This window comes from Pseudomonas sp. KH_040 (genome assembly GCF_057839305.1).
Genome location: NZ_CM174487.1, coordinates 5,968,726 through 5,990,318, shown reverse-complemented (window position 1 = coordinate 5,990,318; position 21,593 = coordinate 5,968,726). Strand labels below are relative to the sequence as shown.

31 protein-coding genes are annotated in these 21,593 nt (G+C 56.7%); 25 read left to right on the top strand and 6 right to left on the bottom strand.

Features of this window, described 5'->3' with window-relative positions; translation table 11 throughout:
• Nucleotides 1–2 precede the first annotated feature (2 nt).
• The 23 genes from rpsC (at nucleotide 3) to bfr (ending at nucleotide 12,588) form a co-directional block, all read left to right on the top strand.
• Nucleotides 3–689, top strand: coding sequence for a 30S ribosomal protein S3 (rpsC, locus tag AC3IUF_RS26730; RefSeq protein WP_003176422.1), 687 nt, complete (start codon nucleotides 3–5; stop codon nucleotides 687–689).
• Nucleotides 690–701: 12 nt separating this feature from the next.
• Nucleotides 702–1,115 carry a 50S ribosomal protein L16 gene (gene rplP, locus AC3IUF_RS26725; protein ID WP_007896757.1) on the top strand — a complete coding sequence of 138 codons (414 nt, stop codon included), beginning with the start codon at nucleotides 702–704 and terminating at the stop codon, nucleotides 1,113–1,115.
• Nucleotides 1,115–1,306 carry a 50S ribosomal protein L29 gene (rpmC, locus tag AC3IUF_RS26720; protein ID WP_002555481.1) on the top strand — a complete coding sequence of 64 codons (192 nt, stop codon included), beginning with the start codon at nucleotides 1,115–1,117 and terminating at the stop codon, nucleotides 1,304–1,306. Before rplP ends, rpmC begins: the two co-directional genes overlap by 1 nt.
• Nucleotides 1,307–1,308: 2 nt before the next feature.
• The gene (gene rpsQ, locus AC3IUF_RS26715) at nucleotides 1,309–1,575 is read left to right on the top strand and encodes a 30S ribosomal protein S17 (protein WP_003176419.1); all 267 of its coding nucleotides are present in this window, start codon (nucleotides 1,309–1,311) and stop codon (nucleotides 1,573–1,575) included.
• 23 nt (nucleotides 1,576–1,598) lie between these two features.
• Nucleotides 1,599–1,967, top strand: a complete 369-nt coding sequence (gene rplN, locus AC3IUF_RS26710) for a 50S ribosomal protein L14 (RefSeq protein ID WP_002555479.1) — start codon at nucleotides 1,599–1,601, stop codon at nucleotides 1,965–1,967.
• 11 nt (nucleotides 1,968–1,978) lie between these two features.
• Nucleotides 1,979–2,293 carry a 50S ribosomal protein L24 gene (rplX, locus tag AC3IUF_RS26705; RefSeq protein WP_003176416.1) on the top strand — a complete coding sequence of 105 codons (315 nt, stop codon included), beginning with the start codon at nucleotides 1,979–1,981 and terminating at the stop codon, nucleotides 2,291–2,293.
• A gap of 20 nt (nucleotides 2,294–2,313) precedes the next feature.
• On the top strand, nucleotides 2,314–2,853 hold the full coding sequence (rplE, locus tag AC3IUF_RS26700) for a 50S ribosomal protein L5 (protein ID WP_003176415.1): 540 nt from the start codon (nucleotides 2,314–2,316) through the stop codon (nucleotides 2,851–2,853).
• Between the two features lie 13 nt (nucleotides 2,854–2,866).
• Complete coding sequence (gene rpsN, locus AC3IUF_RS26695) at nucleotides 2,867–3,172, top strand: 30S ribosomal protein S14 (protein ID WP_007918460.1); 306 nt, start codon at nucleotides 2,867–2,869, stop codon at nucleotides 3,170–3,172.
• 209 nt (nucleotides 3,173–3,381) lie between these two features.
• Nucleotides 3,382–3,774 (top strand): 30S ribosomal protein S8, encoded by a 393-nt coding sequence (gene rpsH, locus AC3IUF_RS26690; RefSeq protein ID WP_007918458.1) that lies wholly within the window; start codon nucleotides 3,382–3,384, stop codon nucleotides 3,772–3,774.
• Nucleotides 3,775–3,786: 12 nt separating this feature from the next.
• Nucleotides 3,787–4,320 (top strand): 50S ribosomal protein L6, encoded by a 534-nt coding sequence (gene rplF / locus AC3IUF_RS26685; RefSeq protein WP_003176412.1) that lies wholly within the window; start codon nucleotides 3,787–3,789, stop codon nucleotides 4,318–4,320.
• A 10-nt stretch (nucleotides 4,321–4,330) separates the two neighbouring features.
• Nucleotides 4,331–4,681 (top strand): 50S ribosomal protein L18, encoded by a 351-nt coding sequence (gene rplR, locus AC3IUF_RS26680; protein ID WP_003186037.1) that lies wholly within the window; start codon nucleotides 4,331–4,333, stop codon nucleotides 4,679–4,681.
• A gap of 3 nt (nucleotides 4,682–4,684) precedes the next feature.
• Nucleotides 4,685–5,185: a 30S ribosomal protein S5 gene (rpsE, locus tag AC3IUF_RS26675; protein ID WP_003186035.1), complete on the top strand. Its 501-nt coding sequence runs from the start codon at nucleotides 4,685–4,687 to the stop codon at nucleotides 5,183–5,185.
• Between the two features lie 2 nt (nucleotides 5,186–5,187).
• Entirely contained in the window at nucleotides 5,188–5,364 is a 177-nt protein-coding gene (gene rpmD, locus AC3IUF_RS26670; protein ID WP_003176408.1) for a 50S ribosomal protein L30, read from the top strand.
• A gap of 3 nt (nucleotides 5,365–5,367) precedes the next feature.
• The gene (gene rplO, locus AC3IUF_RS26665; protein ID WP_003228720.1) at nucleotides 5,368–5,805 is read left to right on the top strand and encodes a 50S ribosomal protein L15; all 438 of its coding nucleotides are present in this window, start codon (nucleotides 5,368–5,370) and stop codon (nucleotides 5,803–5,805) included.
• The gene (gene secY / locus AC3IUF_RS26660; protein WP_003228718.1) at nucleotides 5,806–7,134 is read left to right on the top strand and encodes a preprotein translocase subunit SecY; all 1,329 of its coding nucleotides are present in this window, start codon (nucleotides 5,806–5,808) and stop codon (nucleotides 7,132–7,134) included.
• A gap of 27 nt (nucleotides 7,135–7,161) precedes the next feature.
• Nucleotides 7,162–7,278, top strand: a complete 117-nt coding sequence (gene rpmJ, locus AC3IUF_RS26655) for a 50S ribosomal protein L36 (RefSeq protein WP_002555468.1) — start codon at nucleotides 7,162–7,164, stop codon at nucleotides 7,276–7,278.
• A gap of 129 nt (nucleotides 7,279–7,407) precedes the next feature.
• Nucleotides 7,408–7,764, top strand: a complete 357-nt coding sequence (rpsM, locus tag AC3IUF_RS26650) for a 30S ribosomal protein S13 (protein ID WP_009045849.1) — start codon at nucleotides 7,408–7,410, stop codon at nucleotides 7,762–7,764.
• Nucleotides 7,765–7,794: 30 nt separating this feature from the next.
• Entirely contained in the window at nucleotides 7,795–8,184 is a 390-nt protein-coding gene (gene rpsK / locus AC3IUF_RS26645) for a 30S ribosomal protein S11 (protein WP_002555466.1), read from the top strand.
• Nucleotides 8,185–8,202: 18 nt separating this feature from the next.
• Nucleotides 8,203–8,823 (top strand): 30S ribosomal protein S4, encoded by a 621-nt coding sequence (gene rpsD, locus AC3IUF_RS26640; protein WP_003176404.1) that lies wholly within the window; start codon nucleotides 8,203–8,205, stop codon nucleotides 8,821–8,823.
• A 22-nt stretch (nucleotides 8,824–8,845) separates the two neighbouring features.
• The gene (locus AC3IUF_RS26635) at nucleotides 8,846–9,847 is read left to right on the top strand and encodes a DNA-directed RNA polymerase subunit alpha (protein WP_003186012.1); all 1,002 of its coding nucleotides are present in this window, start codon (nucleotides 8,846–8,848) and stop codon (nucleotides 9,845–9,847) included.
• A gap of 42 nt (nucleotides 9,848–9,889) precedes the next feature.
• On the top strand, nucleotides 9,890–10,276 hold the full coding sequence (gene rplQ, locus AC3IUF_RS26630; RefSeq protein ID WP_007918448.1) for a 50S ribosomal protein L17: 387 nt from the start codon (nucleotides 9,890–9,892) through the stop codon (nucleotides 10,274–10,276).
• A 240-nt stretch (nucleotides 10,277–10,516) separates the two neighbouring features.
• The gene (locus AC3IUF_RS26625) at nucleotides 10,517–11,971 is read left to right on the top strand and encodes a catalase (protein WP_489279740.1); all 1,455 of its coding nucleotides are present in this window, start codon (nucleotides 10,517–10,519) and stop codon (nucleotides 11,969–11,971) included.
• 149 nt (nucleotides 11,972–12,120) lie between these two features.
• Complete coding sequence (gene bfr, locus AC3IUF_RS26620; protein WP_007918444.1) at nucleotides 12,121–12,588, top strand: bacterioferritin; 468 nt, start codon at nucleotides 12,121–12,123, stop codon at nucleotides 12,586–12,588.
• Nucleotides 12,589–12,653: 65 nt separating this feature from the next.
• On the opposite strand, the gene uvrA is transcribed toward bfr, so the two are convergent.
• Complete coding sequence (gene uvrA / locus AC3IUF_RS26615) at nucleotides 12,654–15,488, bottom strand: excinuclease ABC subunit UvrA (RefSeq protein ID WP_007918441.1); 2,835 nt, start codon at nucleotides 15,486–15,488, stop codon at nucleotides 12,654–12,656.
• A gap of 191 nt (nucleotides 15,489–15,679) precedes the next feature.
• Here uvrA and AC3IUF_RS26610 point away from each other — a divergent pair, with 191 nt between their 5' ends.
• Together AC3IUF_RS26610 and AC3IUF_RS26605 are read left to right on the top strand one after the other, a co-directional pair.
• Entirely contained in the window at nucleotides 15,680–17,077 is a 1,398-nt protein-coding gene (locus AC3IUF_RS26610) for an MFS transporter (protein ID WP_007950096.1), read from the top strand.
• Between the two features lie 9 nt (nucleotides 17,078–17,086).
• Nucleotides 17,087–17,611 (top strand): single-stranded DNA-binding protein, encoded by a 525-nt coding sequence (locus tag AC3IUF_RS26605; protein WP_008081898.1) that lies wholly within the window; start codon nucleotides 17,087–17,089, stop codon nucleotides 17,609–17,611.
• Nucleotides 17,612–17,724: 113 nt separating this feature from the next.
• On the opposite strand, the gene AC3IUF_RS26600 is transcribed toward AC3IUF_RS26605, so the two are convergent.
• From AC3IUF_RS26600 to AC3IUF_RS26580, 5 genes are all read right to left on the bottom strand, one after another.
• Nucleotides 17,725–18,882 carry a glutathionylspermidine synthase family protein gene (locus tag AC3IUF_RS26600; RefSeq protein ID WP_007917223.1) on the bottom strand — a complete coding sequence of 386 codons (1,158 nt, stop codon included), beginning with the start codon at nucleotides 18,880–18,882 and terminating at the stop codon, nucleotides 17,725–17,727.
• 2 nt (nucleotides 18,883–18,884) lie between these two features.
• Nucleotides 18,885–19,583, bottom strand: coding sequence for a DUF1190 domain-containing protein (locus AC3IUF_RS26595; RefSeq protein WP_489279739.1), 699 nt, complete (start codon nucleotides 19,581–19,583; stop codon nucleotides 18,885–18,887).
• 17 nt (nucleotides 19,584–19,600) lie between these two features.
• Complete coding sequence (locus AC3IUF_RS26590) at nucleotides 19,601–20,026, bottom strand: DUF350 domain-containing protein (RefSeq protein ID WP_007917221.1); 426 nt, start codon at nucleotides 20,024–20,026, stop codon at nucleotides 19,601–19,603.
• 15 nt (nucleotides 20,027–20,041) lie between these two features.
• On the bottom strand, nucleotides 20,042–20,692 hold the full coding sequence (locus tag AC3IUF_RS26585) for a DUF2491 family protein (RefSeq protein ID WP_007917219.1): 651 nt from the start codon (nucleotides 20,690–20,692) through the stop codon (nucleotides 20,042–20,044).
• A 199-nt stretch (nucleotides 20,693–20,891) separates the two neighbouring features.
• The gene (locus AC3IUF_RS26580) at nucleotides 20,892–21,590 is read right to left on the bottom strand and encodes a PspA/IM30 family protein (protein WP_123375840.1); all 699 of its coding nucleotides are present in this window, start codon (nucleotides 21,588–21,590) and stop codon (nucleotides 20,892–20,894) included.
• Between the last annotated feature and the right edge of the window lie 3 nt (nucleotides 21,591–21,593).

The following is a 21,593-nucleotide window of genomic DNA, read 5'->3' as shown; positions in this document are numbered from 1 at the left end:
AGATGGGTCAGAAAGTACATCCCATTGGCATTCGCCTGGGAATCGTCAAGGAGCACACCTCCGTCTGGTACGCAGACGGTCGGACTTATGCGGACTATTTGTTCGCAGATCTGAAAGTGCGTGAGTATCTCCAAGACAAACTAAAAAGCGCGTCCGTAAGCCGTATCGATATCCATCGTCCGGCTCAAACTGCACGTATCACCATCCACACCGCTCGCCCAGGTATCGTTATCGGGAAGAAAGGTGAAGATGTTGAGAAACTGCGTCAGGACCTGACCAAGCAAATGGGTGTGCCTGTGCACATCAATATCGAAGAGATCCGCAAGCCGGAACTCGACGGTATGCTGGTTGCGCAGAGCGTAGCTCAGCAGCTGGAGCGTCGTGTAATGTTCCGTCGCGCTATGAAGCGCGCCGTTCAGAACGCCATGCGCATTGGTGCCAAAGGCATCAAAATCCAAGTGAGCGGTCGTCTCGGCGGTGCTGAAATCGCACGTACTGAATGGTATCGCGAAGGTCGTGTGCCATTGCACACCCTGCGTGCCGACATCGACTATGCCAACTACGAAGCTCACACCACTTATGGTGTGATCGGTGTAAAGGTTTGGATCTTCAAAGGCGAAGTAATTGGTGGTCGCCAAGAAGAGCTGAAACCACAAGCACCAGCGCCTCGTAAAAAAGCTGCTAAGTAAGGGGTACGCCAAATGTTGCAACCTAAGCGTACGAAGTTCCGCAAGCAGATGACAGGCCACAACCGTGGTCTGGCTCAGCGCGGTAGCAAAGTCAGCTTCGGCGAGTTCGCGCTGAAGTCTGTAGCTCGTGGTCGTCTCACCGCTCGTCAGATCGAGTCAGCGCGTCGTGCTCTGACCCGTCACGTTAAACGTGGCGGCAAGATCTGGATCCGTGTATTCCCGGACAAGCCTATTTCCAAGAAGCCACTCGAAGTTCGGATGGGTAAAGGTAAGGGTAGTGTGGAGTACTGGGTTGCCCAGATTCAGCCAGGCAAAGTCCTGTATGAAATCGAGGGTGTTTCTGAAGAGCTGGCGCGTGAGGCTTTTGCCCTGGCTGCTGCAAAGCTGCCGCTCGCCACCGCCTTTGTTAAACGGACGGTGATGTGATGAAAGCGAATGAACTTCGTGAAAAATCCGCACAGCAGCTGAACGAGCAACTGCTCGGCTTGCTGCGCGACCAGTTCAATCTGCGTATGCAGAAAGCAACTGGCCAGTTGGGGCAGTCTCATCTGCTCTCGCAAGTTAAGCGTGACATCGCTCGCGTGAAGACTGTGCTCAACCAGCAGGCAGGTAAGTAATCATGGCTGAAGCCGAAAAAACTGTCCGTACGCTGACTGGCCGTGTTGTCAGCGACAAGATGGACAAAACCATCACCGTACTGATCGAGCGTCGCGTTAAGCACCCGATCTACGGTAAATACGTTAAGCGTTCGACTAAGCTGCACGCGCACGACGAAACCAATCAGTGCCACATCGGCGACAAAGTCACTATTCGTGAAACTCGTCCTTTGGCCAAGACCAAGTCTTGGGCGCTGGTTGATGTTCTCGAACGCGCTGTGGAAGTCTAAGGACTAGGGGTCGGAGAAATTATATGATTCAGACTCAATCCATGCTCGATGTGGCCGATAACAGCGGCGCTCGCCGCGTTATGTGCATCAAGGTGCTGGGTGGCTCCCATCGTCGTTACGCTGGTATCGGTGACATCATCAAAGTTACCGTGAAGGAAGCAATTCCTCGCGGTAAAGTGAAAAAAGGCCAAGTGATGACTGCTGTTGTAGTCCGCACTCGTCACGGCGTACGTCGTGCTGATGGCTCCATTATCCGCTTTGATGGCAACGCTGCTGTTCTTCTGAACAACAAGCAAGAGCCGATCGGCACCCGTATCTTTGGGCCAGTGACCCGTGAACTTCGTACTGAGAAGTTCATGAAGATCGTCTCGCTCGCCCCAGAAGTGCTGTAAGGAGATCCGACATGCAAAAGATTCGTCGTGACGACGAGATCATCGTGATCGCCGGCAAAGACAAAGGTAAGCGCGGTAAGGTGCTTAAGGTTCTTGCTAATAACCGTCTGGTTATTGGTGGTCTGAACCTGGTTAAGCGTCATACCAAGCCTAACCCGATGTCGGGCGTGCAAGGCGGTATCGTCGAAAAAGAAGCTCCACTGGACGCTTCTAACGTCGCCATTTTCAACGGCGAAACCAACAAGGCTGACCGCGTTGGTTTCAAAGTAGAAGACGGCAAGAAAATTCGTGTCTTCAAGTCGACCCAAAAAGCGGTTGATGCTTGAACACTGCTAGGTAGAAGACCATGGCACGACTAAAAGAGATTTACTGGAAGGAAATCGCACCGAAGCTTAAGGAAGAACTTAAGCTTTCGAACGTGATGGAAGTTCCACGCGTTACAAAAATCACCCTGAACATGGGTCTGGGCGAAGCTGTTGGTGACAAGAAAGTCATCGAGCATGCTGTTGCTGACCTGGAAAAGATCACCGGCCAAAAAGTCGTTGTGACCTACGCTCGTAAATCCATCGCTGGCTTTAAAGTCCGTGAAGGATGGCCGATCGGCGTCAAGGTGACCCTGCGCCGTGAGCGTATGTATGAGTTCCTGGATCGTCTGCTGTCGATCTCCCTGCCTCGGGTTCGCGACTTCCGCGGCCTGAATGCCAAGTCCTTTGATGGTCGTGGTAACTACAGCATGGGCGTAAAAGAGCAGATCATTTTCCCGGAAATCGACTACGACAAGATCGATGCTCTCCGCGGTCTGGACATTACCCTGACCACCACTGCCAAGAACGATGATGAAGGCCGCGCTCTGCTGCGTGCTTTCAAATTCCCGTTCCGCAACTGATTGGAGTAGGAAAATGGCCAAGAAGAGCATGAAGAACCGTGAGCTGAAGCGTCAGCTCACTGTTGCCAAGTACGCCACCAAGCGTGCAGCGCTGAAAGCTATCATCGTCGATCTGAACGCAAGTCCAGAAGCGCGTTGGGAAGCTACCGTAGCTCTGCAGAAGCAACCACGTGACGCAAGCGCTGCGCGCATGCGTAACCGTTGCCGCCTGACTGGTCGTCCGCACGGCGTTTACCGCAAGTTCGGCCTCGGCCGTAACAAGCTGCGTGAAGCTGCAATGCGTGGTGACGTACCAGGTCTGGTTAAAGCCAGCTGGTAATTGTTGTCAAAGTCTCGATGTTCGGGTTCGCAAGAACCTGACCATCGGTGGCCTTGAATCTGAATCAAGCCCCTTTTGGGGCTTGATTCATTTCTGGGGTGTGTCTAGAATGACCGGCTCGCCTGAGCCCGTGTTTTTCATGCCCGGAAGTTCTCGGCGACAAGTAGTAGCCGCAAGGCTAATTTTTCTGTATTAGGAGCGTCTAGCCCATGAGTATGCAGGACCCGTTAGCGGACATGCTAACTCGAATCCGTAATGCCCAGATGGCTGAAAAGTCTGTCGTAAGCATGCCGTCTTCCACGCTGAAGGTGGCTGTAGCAAAAGTCCTGAAGGACGAAGGTTACATCGCGGATTTTCAGATCACCACCGACGCTAAGCCGTCGTTGTCCATCGAGCTGAAGTACTTCGAAGGCCGTCCGGTTATCGAAGAAGTGAAGCGCGTTAGTCGTCCAGGCCTGCGTCAGTACAAGTCCGTTGAAGATCTGCCGAAAGTTCGTGGCGGTCTTGGCGTGTCTATCGTCTCCACCAACAAAGGTGTGATGACGGATCGTGCTGCGCGCGCTGCCGGTGTCGGCGGCGAAGTTCTTTGCACTGTGTTCTAAGGGGGGATAAGCATGTCTCGCGTCGCTAAGAACCCCGTTAAGCTGCCAGCCGGTGTCGAAGTAAAATTCGCAGGCCAACAGCTTTCGGTGAAGGGTGCCAAGGGTACTCTTGAACTGAACATCCATTCGTCCGTTGAGATCGTTGAAGAAGCTGGTGAGCTGCGTTTCGCTGCTCGCAATGGCGATCAACAAACTCGCGCAATGGCCGGTACCACGCGTGCGTTGGTAAACAACATGGTCCAAGGCGTAAGCCAAGGCTTCGAGCGCAAGCTCCAGCTGGTCGGTGTTGGTTACAAGGCGCAAGCAAAAGGCACGGTTTTGAACCTGGCCCTTGGCTTCTCGCACCCAGTGGATTACGAACTGCCGGAAGGCATCACCGCTGAGACTCCTAGCCAGACCGATATCCTGATCAAGGGCATCGATAAGCAGCTGGTAGGTCAAGTGGCCGCTGAGATCCGCGACTTCCGTCCACCAGAGCCGTACAAAGGCAAAGGTGTGCGCTACGCGGACGAAGTCGTCCGTCGTAAAGAAGCCAAGAAGAAGTAGGGCATAGCAAATGACCGACAAAAAAGTTACTCGACTGCGTCGCGCTCGCAAAGCACGCCTGAAAATGCACGAACTCGAAGTCGTGCGTCTCTGCGTGTTCCGCTCGTCGCAGCACATCTACGCCCAGGTCATCTCGGCCGACGGCAACAAAGTCCTGGCAAGCGCCTCGACTTTGGATAAAGAACTGCGTGATGGCGCCACTGGCAACATCGACGCGGCCACAAAGGTTGGCCAGCTGGTCGCTACGCGTGCTAAGGCCGCTGGCGTCTCGCAAGTGGCTTTCGACCGCTCTGGCTTCAAGTACCACGGCCGCGTTAAAGCGCTGGCTGATGCTGCTCGTGAAGCTGGGCTGGAGTTCTAAGTTATGTCAAATAACGACCAAAAGCGCGACGAAGGCTACATTGAGAAGCTGGTTCAAGTTAACCGCGTAGCCAAAACCGTTAAAGGCGGCCGTATCTTCACTTTCACCGCGTTGACCGTGGTTGGTGATGGTAAAGGGCGTGTTGGCTTCGGCCGTGGCAAGTCGCGTGAAGTGCCTGCTGCGATCCAGAAGGCAATGGAAGCTGCTCGCCGCAACATGATCCAAGTTGATCTGAACGGCACCACTCTGCAGTACGCAATGAAGTCCGCTCACGGCGCTTCGAAGGTGTACATGCAGCCTGCTTCTGAAGGTACCGGTATCATCGCTGGCGGCGCTATGCGTGCTGTCCTCGAGGTTGCTGGTGTTCAGAACGTTCTGGCCAAGTGCTACGGCTCGACTAACCCGGTAAACGTGGTTCACGCCACTTTCAAAGGTTTGAAAGCTATGCAGTCTCCTGAATCCATTGCCGCCAAGCGTGGCAAAAGCGTCAAGGAGATCTTCTGATCATGGCTACCGTTAAAGTAACGCTGATCAAAAGCATGACCGGCCGCATCCCTAACCACAAACTGTGCGTTAAGGGTCTGGGTCTGCGTCGCATCGGTCACACTGTAGAAGTCCAGGATACTCCCGAGAATCGCGGGATGATCAACAAGGCTTACTACATGCTGCGTGTCGAGGGTTAATCGATGAAACTCAATGATCTGAGTCCAGCGCCGGGTTCCCGTCGCGAAAAGCATCGTCCGGGCCGTGGTATCGGTAGCGGTTTGGGTAAGACTGGTGGCCGTGGTCACAAAGGTCAGACCTCCCGCTCCGGTGGCACCATCGCTCCAGGCTTTGAAGGCGGTCAACAGCCGCTGCATCGTCGCCTGCCGAAGTTCGGTTTCGTTTCCCTGAAAGCCATGGATCGCGCAGAAGTGCGTTTGTCCGAGTTGGCTAAAGTGGAAGGCGACATCGTCACCGTGCAGTCCCTGAAAGATGCCAACGTGATCAACGTCAACGTACAGCGTGTGAAAATCATGCTGTCCGGTGAAGTGACTCGCGCTGTCACTATCGGCAAGGGAATCGGCGCCACCAAAGGTGCGCGTGCGGCTATCGAAGCAGCTGGCGGCAAGTTCGAGGAATAAATGGCTAAGCAAGGTGCTCTCTCTGCGCTCGGCAAAGGCGGTATGTCTGAACTCTGGGCTCGTCTGCGTTTTCTGTTCCTGGCGATTATCGTCTACCGAATAGGCGCACACATCCCGGTTCCAGGTATCAACCCGGACCGACTCGCAGACCTGTTTCGACAGAATGAGGGGACCATTCTTAGCTTGTTCAACATGTTCTCCGGCGGCGCGCTGGAACGGATGAGCATCTTTGCACTGGGGATCATGCCGTACATTTCGGCATCGATCATCATGCAACTGATGACCGCCGTCAGCCCGCAGCTGGAGCAGTTGAAGAAGGAAGGTGAAGCTGGCCGTCGCAAGATCAGCCAGTACACCCGCTACGGCACCGTCGTCCTCGCTCTCGTTCAGGCTATTGGCATGTCCATTGGTCTGGCGGGGCAGGGCGTTGCGTTCACTGGTGACTTTGGCTTCCATTTCGTCGCGGTATCCACTTTTGTGGCTGGTGCGATGTTCATGATGTGGCTGGGTGAGCAGATTACTGAGCGTGGTGTAGGTAACGGTATCTCGATGTTGATTTTTTCGGGTATCGTCGCCGGTCTTCCGAGAGCAATCGGGCAGTCTTTCGAGTCTGCGCGTCAGGGTGATATCAACATCTTCGCCTTGGTTGCCATCGGTTTGCTGGCAGTAGCGATTATCGGTTTTGTGGTGTTCATTGAGCGTGGTCAGCGTCGTATCGCTGTTCACTACGCCAAGCGTCAGCAGGGCCGCAAGGTTTTTGCTGCGCAGACAAGCCACTTGCCGCTGAAGGTGAACATGGCCGGTGTTATTCCGGCTATTTTCGCGAGCAGCATTTTGCTGTTCCCGGCTTCGCTGGGTGCCTGGTTTGGTCAGTCTGAAGGTATGGGCTGGTTGCAGGACATCTCGCAGTCGATCGCTCCTGGTCAGCCGTTGAATATTCTGCTGTTTAGTGCAGGGATTATTTTCTTCTGCTTCTTCTATACGGCGTTGATGTTCAATCCGAAAGACGTAGCGGAAAACCTGAAGAAGTCCGGTGCCTTTATTCCGGGCATCCGTCCAGGTGAGCAGTCTGCGCGCTACATTGATGGCGTTCTGACCCGCTTGACCATGTTCGGTGCTCTTTACATGACGGCCGTGTGCCTGTTGCCCCAGTTCCTGGTGGTTGCAGCAAACGTTCCGTTCTACCTTGGCGGGACCTCGTTGCTGATCGTGGTCGTGGTTGTGATGGACTTCATGTCCCAAGTACAATCGCACCTCGTTTCGCACCAGTACGAATCCCTGATGAAGAAAGCCAACCTGAAGGGTTACGGCAGCGGCATGTTGCGCTGAGTACCCATAAGGTTCGAGGAGTTGGTGATGAAAGTTCGTGCATCGGTGAAAAAGCTGTGCCGTAACTGCAAGATTATTCGCCGCGAAGGTGTTGTTCGAGTAATTTGCAGCGCGGAACCGCGTCACAAACAGCGCCAAGGCTGAGTGTGATCCGCTTGAAGCCCGGCAGCTAGTGCGCTGCCGGGTTGATTATTTGTTATTACAGCGATATTATCTCGCGCCCTATTTCTTGGCTTCCGGGGCGTAGGTAGCTGTCAATTGGAGTCCCACTGAATGGCCCGTATTGCAGGCGTTAACATTCCAGATAACAAGCACACTGTTATCTCGCTGACCTACATCTATGGTGTTGGTCGCACTACTGCGCAGAAAATTTGCGCAGAGACTGGGGTAAACCCAGCCGCAAAGATCAAAGATCTGAGCGACGAGCAGATTGAGCAATTGCGTGGCGAAGTGGCGAAGTTCACCACTGAAGGTGACCTGCGTCGCGAAATCAACATGAAAATCAAGCGTTTGATGGACCTCGGTTGCTACCGTGGTCTGCGTCATCGTCGTGGTCTTCCAGTACGCGGTCAGCGTACCAAGACTAACGCGCGTACCCGTAAAGGTCCGCGTAAGCCGATCCGCAAGTAATCGCCCACGCGAATCGACAGGAAATTAATCATGGCAAAACCTGCTGCTCGTCCTCGTAAAAAAGTTAAAAAGACAGTGGTTGATGGCATCGCCCACATCCATGCTTCTTTTAACAACACAATCGTGACCATCACCGACCGTCAAGGTAACGCGCTTTCTTGGGCTACCTCTGGTGGTTCGGGTTTCCGCGGTTCCCGCAAGTCCACCCCGTTTGCTGCTCAAGTAGCTGCTGAACGTGCTGGTCAAGCTGCGCTGGAATATGGCCTGAAAAACCTCGACGTCAACGTCAAAGGTCCAGGTCCAGGTCGTGAATCCGCAGTCCGCGCTTTGAACGGCTGTGGCTACAAGATCGCCAGCATCACCGACGTGACGCCAATCCCGCACAACGGGTGCCGTCCGCCGAAGAAGCGCCGCGTGTAATCCAGGAGATTGTAAAGAATGGCTCGTTACATTGGTCCAAAATGCAAACTCGCTCGTCGCGAAGGCACCGATCTCTTCCTGAAGAGCGGCGTGCGCGCGATCGAATCGAAGTGCAACATTGAAGCAGCACCTGGTATCCACGGCCAACGCCGCGGTCGCCAGTCCGACTACGGCACCCAACTGCGTGAAAAGCAGAAGGTCCGTCGTATCTACGGCGTTCTCGAGCGTCAGTTCAGCGGCTACTACAAAGAAGCTGCTGGCAAGAAAGGTGCAACCGGTGAAAACCTGCTGCAACTGCTCGAATGCCGTCTGGACAACGTTGTATACCGTATGGGCTTTGGTTCGACTCGTGCCGAATCCCGTCAACTGGTATCGCACAAGTCGATCAGCGTTAACGGTCAGACCGTAAACGTTCCGTCGTATCAGGTTCGTGCTGGTGACGTGGTTGCAGTTCGCGAGAAAGCAAAAAACCAACTTCGCATTGTCCAAGCTCTCGATCTGTGTGCCCAACGTGGCCGCGTAGAATGGGTAGAAGTAGACACTGAGAAGAAGTCGGGCGTTTTCAAGAACGTTCCTGCTCGCAGTGATCTGTCCGCCGACATCAACGAAAGCCTGATTGTCGAGCTCTACTCCAAGTAAGGGCTAGAAAATAGGTGCATCCATGCAGATTTCGGTAAATGAGTTCCTGACACCCCGCCATATTGATGTGCAGGTTGTCAGTCCAACCCGCGCCAAGATCACTCTCGAGCCTCTCGAGCGTGGTTTTGGCCACACCCTGGGCAACGCGCTGCGACGCATCCTGTTGTCCTCAATGCCCGGCTGCGCAGTAGTCGAGGCCGAGATTGACGGTGTGCTCCACGAGTACAGCGCCATCGAAGGTGTACAGGAAGACGTAATTGAAATCCTGTTGAACCTTAAAGGTCTGGCCATCAAGCTGCACGGTCGTGACGAAGTTACGCTGACCTTGTCGAAGAAGGGTTCGGGGGTGGTTACCGCTGCCGATATTCAGCTGGATCATGATGTCGAGATCGTTAATCCCGATCACGTAATCGCTAACCTGGCGTCTAACGGCGCCCTGAACATGAAGCTCACCGTAGCTCGTGGTCGTGGTTATGAACCAGCAGACTCGCGTCAGAGCGATGAAGACGAAAGCCGCAGCATCGGTCGCTTGCAGCTCGACTCTTCGTTCAGCCCGGTTCGCCGTATCGCATACGTGGTGGAAAACGCCCGTGTCGAACAGCGTACTAACCTGGACAAGCTGGTTATTGATCTGGAAACCAACGGTACTCTGGATCCTGAAGAGGCTATCCGCCGCGCTGCAACCATTCTGCAACAGCAGTTGGCTGCGTTCGTCGACCTCAAAGGTGACAGTGAGCCAGTGGTTGTCGAGCAGGAAGACGAGATCGATCCGATCCTGCTTCGCCCGGTTGACGATCTGGAACTGACTGTACGTTCGGCTAACTGCCTTAAGGCGGAAAACATCTACTACATCGGTGACCTGATTCAGCGCACCGAAGTGGAGCTGTTGAAGACTCCGAACCTGGGCAAGAAATCCTTGACTGAAATCAAGGACGTTCTGGCCTCCCGCGGTCTGTCCCTCGGCATGCGCCTCGACAACTGGCCGCCTGCAAGTCTTAAGAAGGACGACAAGGCGACTGCCTGATCGTCGTAATCACCGAACGTAGTGTTTGGTAAGGAATGAACCATGCGTCATCGTAAAAGTGGTCGTCACCTGAGCCGCACCAGCTCGCACCGCAAGGCCATGTTTCAAAACATGGCGGTGTCGCTGTTCGAGCACGAGCTGATCAAAACTACTCTGCCAAAAGCCAAAGAACTGCGCCGCGTTGCTGAGCCGCTGATCACTCTGGCCAAGACAGACAGCCTGGCTAACCGCCGTCTGGCTTTCGACCGTACTCGTTCGAAAGCTATCGTTGGTAAGCTCTTCAACGACCTGGGCAAGCGTTACGCTACCCGTGAGGGTGGCTACCTGCGCATCCTCAAGTGCGGTTTCCGCACTGGCGACAACGCGCCTATGGCGTACGTCGAGTTGGTTGATCGTGCTACTGCTGGCGAAGCTGTATCCGCCGAGTAAGACGTCAGTCTGAAACGAAGAACCGGGCCTAGCGCCCGGTTTTTTGTGTCCGCAGAAAAACGCGCCGTTCGTACAAGCTTCTGACATTGTTCTGTTGTCACTATGTGCCGGGATACATGATTAGTAATTATCTATCGATGCCTGCAAGTTAATGAATTTGTGGCTGTCACATGGATGATCAATACTTCCCAGCAAGCCGATTAGCCGGCAGTTTCAAGACTGACAGAGGAAGAAGACCGTATGAGCCAGATCAAAACGCTTACGACCGCCAGTGGCGCACCTGTCGCCGATAACCAGAATTCCCGCTCCGCCGGCCCGCGTGGCCCTTTGCTGCTCGACGATTTCCACCTGATCGAGAAGCTCGCGCACTTCAACCGTGAAAACATCCCTGAACGCCGCGTACATGCGAAGGGCTCGGGTGCTTATGGCACGTTCACCGTTACTCGTGATATCACTGAATACACCAGCGCCAAGCTGTTCGAATCCGTCGGCAAGCAAACTCCGACTTTCCTGCGCTTCTCCACAGTGGGCGGCGAACGTGGTTCGGCGGATACCGAGCGTGACCCACGCGGCTTCGCGCTGAAGTTCTACACCGAAGAAGGCAACTGGGACATCGTTGGCAACAACACGCCAGTGTTCTTCATTCGCGATCCACTGAAATTTCCTGACTTTATCCATACGCAAAAACGTCTGCCGCAAAGCAATCTCAAAAGCGCGCAGATGATGTGGGACTTCTGGTCGCATTCGCCTGAAGCGCTGCACCAGGTCACCATTCTGTTCTCCGATCGAGGCATCCCGGACGGCTACCGTCACATGCACGGCTTCGGCAGCCACACCTACAGCCTGATCAGCGCTGAAGGCGAGCGTCACTGGGTAAAATGGCACTACAAGACCAAGCAAGGCATCAAGAACCTGGCGCCGGCCGATGCGGCGCGCTTGGCAGGCAATGATCCAGATTACGCGCAGCGTGATTTGTTTGAAGCCATCGAGCGCGGTGACTTCCCGAAATGGCGTGTGTGCATCCAGATCATGACCGAAGCTCAAGCAGCGGCGCATTACGAGAACCCATTCGACGTGACCAAAACCTGGTCGCAGAAAGAGTTCCCGCTGATCGAAGTCGGTGAGCTGGAACTGAATCGCAACCCGCAGAACTACTTCGCTGAAGTCGAGCAAGCGGCGTTTGGCCCAAGCAACATGGTGCCGGGTGTTGGTCTGTCGCCAGATCGCATGCTGCAAGGTCGTGTATTCGCTTACGCCGACGCGCACCGCTACCGTGTCGGTACCAACCACCAGCAACTGCCGGTGAATGCTCCACGCAGCCCGGTTAACACTTACCAGCGTGACGGCTCGATGGCATTCGGCAGTAACGGTGGTGCAGCACCTAACTACGAGCCGAACAGCTACACCGAAGCACCGAAACAAGCTCCGCGTTACGCAGAACCTGCGCTGGCCTTGAGCGGTGCCGCTGATCGCTACGATCACCGCGAAGACACTGATTACTACAGCCACGCCGGTGCGCTGTTCCGTCTGATGAGCGATGAGCAGAAAGCATTGCTGGTCAGCAACATCGCTGGCGCGATGTCGGGTGTTTCCAGTGACGTCGTTGATCGTCAGTTGCAGCATTTCTACAAAGCCGATCCGGCGTATGGAGAAGCAATCGCAACGCTGCTCAACGTACAGCTTAACGAAGTCTAAACGAGAAGCAGAACCGCCCTCATTTGGGCGGTTTTTGCGTTATTTAGGCTGCTTTTCTAAGAATATCTTCGCTTTTATTGCGCTAATCGGGTGACCTTCCGGTCAGCTTGGTTCAAACTACAGACTTTCAAGTAGGGAGATGTAGGGCGATGCAAGGCCACCCAGACGTTATCGATTACCTCAACACGTTGCTGACCGGCGAACTGGCCGCGCGTGACCAATATTTCGTTCATTCGCGGATGTATGAGGACTGGGGGTTCACCAAGCTCTACGAGCGAATCAATCACGAGATGGAAGAAGAAGCAGGTCACGCTGATGCGTTGATGCGCCGGATTCTGATGCTCGAAGGTACGCCGCGCATGCGTCCGGATGACTTGGACGTTGGCACCACGGTGCCGGAGATGCTCGAAGCCGATCTGCGTCTTGAGTACAAGGTCCGCGCTGCCCTGTGTAAAGGCATCGAGTTGTGCGAGCAGCACAAAGACTATGTCAGCCGCGAGATCCTGCGGGTTCAGCTCAATGACACGGAAGAAGATCACACCTACTGGCTGGAAAAGCAGTTGGGCCTGATCAAGCTGATCGGCCTTGAGAACTACCTGCAATCTCACACTTCCTGATTGCAATCGATACAAAAAAGCCCCTGTCACTGATGAAGTGACAGGGGCTTTTTCATGTCTGGCGTTTACGCCCGATCGCGGATCAGCAGCGGTTTGAGGTAATGACCAGTATGAGATTGCTTCATCTCGGCCACTTCTTCCGGTGTACCGGTGGCAATGATCTGCCCACCTTTGGAACCACCCTCAGGTCCGAGATCGACCAGCCAGTCGGCCGTCTTGATCACGTCGAGGTTGTGTTCGATCACCACCACCGTGTTGCCGTGGTCGCGCAGGCGATGCAGGACGTCGAGCAACTGCTGAATATCTGCGAAGTGCAAACCGGTAGTCGGCTCATCGAGGATATACAGGGTCTTGCCAGTGTCGCGCTTGGACAGCTCGCGAGACAGCTTGACCCGCTGTGCCTCGCCGCCGGATAACGTGGTCGCCGACTGTCCGAGCTTGATGTACGACAGACCGACATCCATCAACGTTTGCAGCTTGCGCGCCAGTGCCGGCACCGCGTCGAAGAACTCCCGGGCTTCCTCGATGGTCATTTCGAGGGTTTCGTGGATGCTCTTGCCCTTGTATTTGATTTCAAGGGTTTCGCGGTTGTAACGCTTGCTCTTGCACACGTCGCACGGTACGTAGATGTCCGGCAGAAAGTGCATTTCCACCTTGATCAGGCCATCGCCCTGGCACGCTTCGCAACGACCGCCCTTGACGTTGAACGAGAAACGTCCCGGGCCGTAACCACGGGAGCGCGACTCGGGCACGCCGGCGAACAGTTCACGGATCGGCGTGAACAGCCCTGTGTACGTTGCTGGGTTGGAGCGCGGCGTTCGGCCAATCGGGCTCTGGTCGATATCGACGACTTTGTCGAGATGCTCCAGGCCTTTGATACTGTCGTGCGCAGCCGCTTCCAGCGTGGTCGCACCATTGAGCGCCGTGGCGCTCAGCGGGAACAGCGTGTTGTTGATCAGCGTCGATTTGCCCGAGCCGGACACGCCGGTGACGCACGTCAGCAAGCCAATCGGGATGTCGAGGTCGACATTACGCAGGTTGTTGCCGCGCGCGCCTTTCAGCGACAGATTGAGCTTCTTGTTACGTGGCGTACGTTTGGCCGGCACTTCAATCTTCACCCGGCCCGACAGGTATTTACCGGTCAGGGAATCCGGATGCGCCATGACTTCAGCCGGCGTACCTTCGGCAACGATCTGCCCACCGTGTACGCCAGCGCCGGGGCCGATATCGACGACATAGTCAGCCAAGCGAATCGCATCTTCGTCGTGCTCGACCACGATTACCGTGTTACCGATGTCGCGCAGGTGCTTGAGAGTGCCGAGCAGTCGATCATTGTCACGCTGGTGCAAGCCAATGGACGGTTCGTCGAGGATGTACAAAACACCCACCAGGCCTGCGCCGATCTGGCTGGCCAGACGAATACGTTGTGCTTCACCACCGGAAAGGGTGTCAGCGCTGCGATCCAGCGACAGATAATCGAGACCGACGTTGACGAGGAACTGCAGACGCTCACGGATTTCCTTGAGAATCTTGTCCGCGATCTCGCCACGGCGGCCGGTCATCTTCAGTTGGCCGAAGTATTCGCAAGCATCGCCGATCGGCAGATTGGTCACTGCCGGCAATGTCTTCTCGCCAACCCACACGTGGCGCGCTTCGCGACGCAGGCGCGTGCCACGGCAGTCCGGGCACGACTGAGTGCTGAGGAACTTGGCCAACTCTTCACGCACGCTCGCCGACTCGGTCTCGCGGTAGCGACGCTCGAGGTTGGGCACGATGCCTTCGAACGGGTGCGAACGTTTGACGATATCGCCGCGGTCGTTGAGGTATTTGAAGTCGACGTTCTGCGAGCCGCTGCCGTGCAGGATGGATTTCTGCTGATCGGCCGGCAGATCGTTGAACGGCACTTCCAGGCTGAAGCCGTAGTGCGAGGCCAGTGAGCCGAGCATCTGGAAGTAATAGACGTTACGCCGGTCCCAGCCGCGAATCGCACCTTCGGCCAGCGTCAGCTCACCGTTGACCAATCGCTTGATGTCGAAGAACTGCTTTACCCCCAGACCATCGCACGTCGGGCAGGCGCCGGCCGGGTTGTTGAAGGAGAACAGTTTGGGTTCGAGTTCGCTGATTGCATGCCCGCAGATCGGGCAAGCGAAGCGGGCGGAGAAGATCATTTCTTCGCCCGGCTCATCGTCCATCGGCGCGACCAGGGCGATACCGTCAGCCAGCTTCAGCGCGGTTTCGAAGGACTCCGCCAAACGCTGTTGCAGGTCGGCGCGTACTTTGAAGCGGTCGACGATCACATCGATCGAGTGCTTCTTCTGTTTATCCAGTTTCGGCAGCTCGTCGAGTTCGCAGATCCGGCCGTTGACCCTGGCGCGGACGAAACCTTGGGCGCGCAGCTCTTCGAAGACCGACAGGTGTTCACCTTTACGCTCGCGGATCACCGGCGCCAGCAGCATCAGTTTGCTGCCTTCCGGTTGCGCCAGCACCAGGTCGACCATCTGGCTGACGGTCTGCGCTTCCAGCGGAATATCGTGATCCGGGCAGCGCGGCGTACCCACGCGTGCATAAAGCAAACGCAGGTAGTCGTAGATTTCAGTGATGGTGCCGACCGTGGAGCGCGGGTTGTGCGAGGTCGACTTCTGTTCGATGGAGATCGCCGGCGACAGGCCTTCGATGGTGTCGACGTCGGGTTTTTCCATCATCGACAGGAACTGGCGGGCGTAGGCCGACAGCGATTCGACATAGCGGCGCTGACCTTCGGCGTACAGTGTGTCGAAGGCCAGGGACGACTTGCCGGATCCGGACAGGCCGGTGATGACGATCAGCTTGTCCCGTGGCAGGGTCAGGTCGATGTTCTTCAGGTTGTGGGTACGGGCCCCACGTATCAGGATCTTGTCCAAAGTGGCCTCGCTCGGCGGGCGTCGAAAACGTAGGAGTATACGGCCAAATACTGGATGGATGCACACTATCAAACGAAGGGTTTTTTACCCTGGATGAAGAGAGTTTCATCTATACGCGTCAAAGCGTCGCGATATACCCCGTCTACCGATGGGACTGGTAGAATCGCCGCCGGTTCACACGAGGTTTTTCCATGCACGATCCCCACAGCGAACGCATGAGTGGCAGCGAGACCCGCGCGGCGAGCGGTCTGGCCCTGGTGTTCGCCTTCCGTATGCTGGGCATGTTCATGGTGTTGCCGGTACTGGCGACCTACGGCATGGACCTGGCAGGCGCGACCCCGGCCCTGATCGGCTTGGCTATCGGCGCTTACGGCCTGACCCAGGCGATTTTCCAGATTCCGTTCGGGATCATTTCCGACCGCATTGGCCGTCGTCCGGTGATTTACCTCGGGCTGATCGTCTTCGCGCTTGGCAGCGTGCTGGCCTCTCAGGCCGATTCGATCTGGGGCGTAATCGCCGGGCGGATCCTGCAAGGTGCCGGGGCGATTTCCGCTGCGGTCATGGCGCTGCTTTCCGACCTGACCCGCGAACAGCACCGCACCAAGGCGATGGCGATGATCGGCATGACCATCGGTTTGTCGTTTGCCGTGGCCATGGTCGTCGGGCCTTTGCTGACCCGCGCTTTCGGTCTGTCCGGACTGTTCCTCGCCACCGGTGCCATGGCATTGGTCGGTATCGCCATCATCATGTTCATGGTGCCGCGTTCCACCGGGCCGTTGCAGCATCGTGAATCCGGCGTGGCGCGTCAGGCCTTGATGCCAACGCTCAAGCATCCAGACTTGCTGCGCCTCGATTTAGGTATCTTTGTGTTGCATGCGATGCTGATGTCGAGCTTCGTCGCATTGCCCCTGGCGCTGGTCGAAAAAGCCGGTTTGCCCAAGGAGCAGCACTGGTGGGTCTACCTCACCGCGCTGCTGATTTCGTTCTTCGCCATGATCCCGTTCATCATCTATGGCGAGAAGAAACGCAAAATGAAACGAGTTTTGCTCGGCGCCGTCCTGACGCTGATGCTGACTGAGCTATTCTTCTGGCAGTTCGGCGACAGCCTGCGGGCTCTGGTGATTGGTACGGTGGTGTTCTTCACCGCGTTCAATCTGCTGGAGGCTTCATTGCCGTCGCTGATCAGCAAGGTTTCACCGGCGGGCGGAAAGGGCACGGCCATGGGCGTGTATTCCACCAGCCAGTTCCTTGGTTCGGCACTCGGCGGGATACTCGGCGGCTGGCTGTTTCAGCATGGCGGTCTGTCGGTTGTGTTCCTTGGATGTGCCGGGCTGGCTGCACTTTGGTTGGCCTTTGCTGTTACCATGCGTGAACCTCCCTACGTGACGAGCCTGCGCTTGCCGTTGTCGCCCGAGGCGATCCGCGAAGCGGGTCTGGTCGAGCGCCTCAAGGCCCTCGTAGGGGTAACCGATGCAGTGATAGTTGCTGACGAAGCGGCTGTTTACATCAAACTGGACAAAGAATTAGTGGATCGCGACACCCTCGAACGCCTGGTGAACAACCCGGCCGGGGCTGCTTGCGAAGCCTAGGAGAACGTTATGGCCCGTGGGGTTAACAAAGTCATATTGGTCGGCACTTGCGGCCAGGATCCCGAAGTTCGCTACCTGCCTAACGGTAACGCCGTGACCAACCTGAGTCTGGCCACCAGCGAACAATGGACCGACAAGCAAACCGGTCAGAAGGTCGAGAAGACCGAATGGCACCGTGTTTCGATGTTCGGCAAGGTTGCTGAAATCGCTGGCGAATACCTGCGTAAAGGTTCGCAGGTCTACATCGAAGGCAAGCTGCAGACCCGCGAGTGGGAAAAAGACGGTATCAAGCGTTACACCACCGAAATCGTGGTCGACATGCAAGGCACCATGCAACTGCTCGGCGGCCGTCCACAACAGGGCGACCAACAAGGCGGTGGCAACAACTACCAGCAGTCGGCTCCGGCTCCACGTCAGCAGGCACCGCGTCCGCAGCAGTCGGCTCCACAGCAGCGTTCGGCCCCGGCTCCACAGCAGGCCGCACCGCAACCGGCTCCGGATTTCGACAGCTTTGATGACGATATCCCGTTCTGATTTGTCGCTGCACCCGTTCTAAGTAAAAAGGCCCGTCGCTGAAGCGACGGGCCTTTTTTGTGGGGCTTTTTTTCGTCTGCGGTTATCCCAAATCCCACAGGGATATCAGTGGTTCAGTCGAGGATCAGGTGCGGCAGAAAGCGGCTGGAATCTTTGGTGATCAGGCTGTTGTCTTCCCGTACACCAATCCCCGCAGCCTGATCGCCAATCACCCAGGAACCGATCAGCGTGTAGCTGTCGCCGAATTTCGGCAGCGGTGCAAATTCCTGCAGGATAAATGGCGCATCCGTGTAGGGCCCATCCTCTTTGACGATCAGACCGTCTGCCGTTTGCAGCTCAATGTTGGCGCCTTCGCGGGAGAAGTACGGCTTGCGTACCCATCCCTTGGGCACGGCGCTGGCCGGATTCGGATCGAGATGCGCCGCCAGCAGATTCGGATGGCCCTGGTGCAGCTCCCACAGTAGCGGCAACGCGCCCTTGTTCGACAGGATCGCCTTCCACGCCGGTTCGAAAAACTGCGTATCGCACTCGGCAATCGCCGCGCCGAACGGCTCGTGGAAGATGAATTCCCAGGCGTGCAGCTTGAACAGGTGCGGGATCCAGCGATCTTCCAGGTCGACGAAACGCCCTTCAGCGGTCAAACCGATGTCTTCGATATCGATGTGCCTTGATTCGATGCCGACCTTTTCGGCGATCAAGCGCAGGTAATCCGTGGTGCCCTTGTCCTCGACCGAGTCTCTCATCGAAGCGAAGTAGAACGGCCGCTTCAGTTGCAGCTCGGCGAAGGCCTTATGCAACTGGGTGTCGATGCTGTTGAACTGGTCGGCATGGCGCGGCAGCGTGCCGCGCTCGATGCATTGTTCCAGCCAGCCCCACTGAAAAGCCGCCGCTTCGTAGAGGCTGGTCGGCGTGTCGTAGTTGAGTTCCAGCAATTTCGCCGGGCCGTCGCCGCTGTAGGAAAAGTCCATGCGCCCGTACAGATGCGGATGACCTTCCCGCCAGGACGTGCGGATCATGTCGTAGTACGGCGTCGGGATGCTCAGGCGATCCAGCAACTCTTCGCTGTTGACCACGCGGTCGACCAGGTCCATGCACATCTCGTGCAGTTCGGTGGTCGGGTCCTCAAGATCGTTTTCGATTTGCGCGAGCGTGAACTGGTAGTACGCGCTTTCGTCCCAGTACGGCTCGTCGTCGATGGTGTGGAACATGAAGCCGAGGCTTTCGGCAGTCTGTTTCCAGTCAGGCCGCTCGGCGCAGAGGATCTTCTTCATCGTCAGCTGCTCGAACGACCAGAACTGCTGCCCCAACCACCCCAGCCGCTGCGGGCACTGGACTGGCTGCCGAAGCCGCCGCGTGACGTCGATGAGGCCACATTGACCGGTTTGCTTTTGCTGCTTTCGTAATCCGTTTGGCTGCGCGTCGTGGTTTCGGCTCTGCGGTACTGCGTCGAGGTGTTGTACGGCTGGCGCGTTTCGCGATCGCGGTAAACCGTGCGCTCGGCGTTGTTGCTCATCGCGTTGCCGATCAGCCAACCGGTCAGCCAGCCATTTCCGCCTCCGCCGCCACCACCGCTGGAGACATGCGAAGTGCTTTGCACATGCTGCGCTGTCGTGTCACCGGCAGGCATTTGAGCATCGGCGATGGCGTCGAGGTTCTGCGCCGGCTCACCGCTCGCAGGCACTTTGAAGCCGCCGAGTTTCGGCGCGAAGCGGCCGTCAGAATTCTTTTGGCACCAGTCAGCGGCAAAGTCCGCGTCGCACTTGGCTTTGTCGTCGTACGCCGGGGCAATGCGCCGGTGTTCGGTCAGGGCGGCGACGTAGGCGTTGGAGCAGACATCGGCGGCCACTTCGGCGTCGACGCACTGTTCCACATTCTGGAAACTGCGTGGTTGATCCGCGGCTGTCGCCTGGCCGGAAATGGCCATGGCCACCGAGGCGGCGAGGGACAACTGAACGTATTTGCTGCGTTTCATCTAAGGCTTCCTGCCGATCAGTTGGACGGTGTCATGCACGCGGCGTTGAGCATGCCGACGCTGATCGCGACCGCAGCAACATAGATACCCGAAGCCACTTCACCGTTGGCGATGCGCTGGGAGGTGCCTTTGAGCACTAGACCCGTGGCGAGGAATGCCAGCAGTTGCACCACGGCGGCAATCACTGCCCACAGTACGAAGTCGAGGACGTTGACCGAAAACGCAATCACGTTACTGGCCGGAATCGCGAAGCCGATGATCGCGCCGGACAGGGCGATGGCAGCGGCAACGTTGCCGGAGCGAATCAGCTCGAATTCCTTGTGCGGGGTGATGCGCGTGTAGACGAATTGAAACAGCATGAACAGCAGTACGGCGCCGATGAGATAGACGACGAAACCGACCAGTGCGGTTTTGTTCAGGGAAACGGCCAGCACTTCCAGCATGAAAAACTTCCTTTTTTAAATGGTGCTCAGATCTGTCGTGTACAGCGAAATGCCCAGCGAGGTGCTCAGGCTGACGGTGCCTTCTTCGTCCTGTTCGACGGAGAACAGCAGCAATTCGCGGCGATCGGTCAGGCCGGTCTCGCGCGCATAAAGCATTGAGTGATGTTCGATGGTGTAGCTCTCGTCCGGATTGACCACCTGTTCGGTCATCGGCACAAGTTCGGTCTGGCCTTGTTCGGTGCCCCACTCACGGCTGTATTCGACACCGTCGTGGTTGTAACCGGGCAAGCCGATCTGGCTGTCGGGGCCGGCCAGGCGCTGCAGTTCGGCGTCACTGTTGACGGTCACGTAACTGAGGTAGTTGAACAGGGTGACGGATTCGATCTGATCGTCACCGGTGACGTGGATCTGCAGCCAGAAATCCTCGTCGTTCATGTAATAGCGGTGCAGTTTATTGGACTGGCCGAGGTCGACCCAGCCGTGGCTCCAGATCGCCTGATCGAAGGGCACTCGCACTGTGGTCGAGCCATCGAGCAACAGCGCCAGCGTCGTATCGAACCTGACAGCCTTGCCTTGGGCCATGCCGAGTGGGCCACTGGCAACGGTCGGTGTTGGCGCAGCGGTCTGCCAGTTGCTGGTGCCCAGCAAGTCTTTAAACCATCCCATGGGTACGTTCCTTGAAGCGGGTGGAAGTGTTCGTCGGCGAAAAAGCGTCGCTAGTGTACCGGGCTCAGCGGCGAACGACACGCCGCAAACCATGTGGGAGCGAGCTTGCTCGCGAAGAGGGCGTATCAGTCAACAACGATGTCGACTGATACGCCGCTTTCGCGAGCAAGCTCGCTCCCACGGTTTTTTTGCGCAGTGCTTACTGAGCGGACTTTTGCTTCAGACGCTCAAGAATCGCATTGGCGCTGCCTTCGTTCGGCGTGATGCCGGCGTCGCGCAGTTTGCGTTCCAGATCGTTGCCGGTCGAAGCGTCGGCCAGTTCGTCGGCAGCGCTCAGTTCAGCCGCGCGTTGCTGCTGCTTGGCCTGCAGACGGTTCAACGTACCGACGGCGGTTTCCAGTTTGCCATTGGCGCCGCCGCTGGCGATGGAGGCGCTGACCTGGGCTTTCTGCACGCTTTCGCGGGCCTTGGCCATGTCCACTTGTTGGCGCAGGCTCTTGATGCGCGACTCGGCTTTGCTGATGTCTTTGCGCATGTTTTCGGCGTAAGTGCCGAACTCGTCGCTCTGCTTTTTCTCGACATCCAGCTCGTTGGTCAGGGTCGAAATCGCTTCGGCCACTTCCATTGCCAGGTCTTCACGGCCGGCGTTCAGCGCCGAGACGGCTTTGGCTTCCAGATCCCTGATCTTGGCGTCGTACTCGCTTACGCGGTCGGCGGCCAGTTTGTGTTTGGCCATGATGGTGACCAATTCGCGACGGGCGTTCGACAGTGCGCTGTCGGCGTCACGGATTTCCTGATCGAGGATGCGCAGGGCCTGTTGGTCGGCAATCGCTTCGCCGACTTCATTGGCGCCGCCGCGCAGTGCGGTGAACAACTTGCTCCAGATGGACTGAGTCATTGG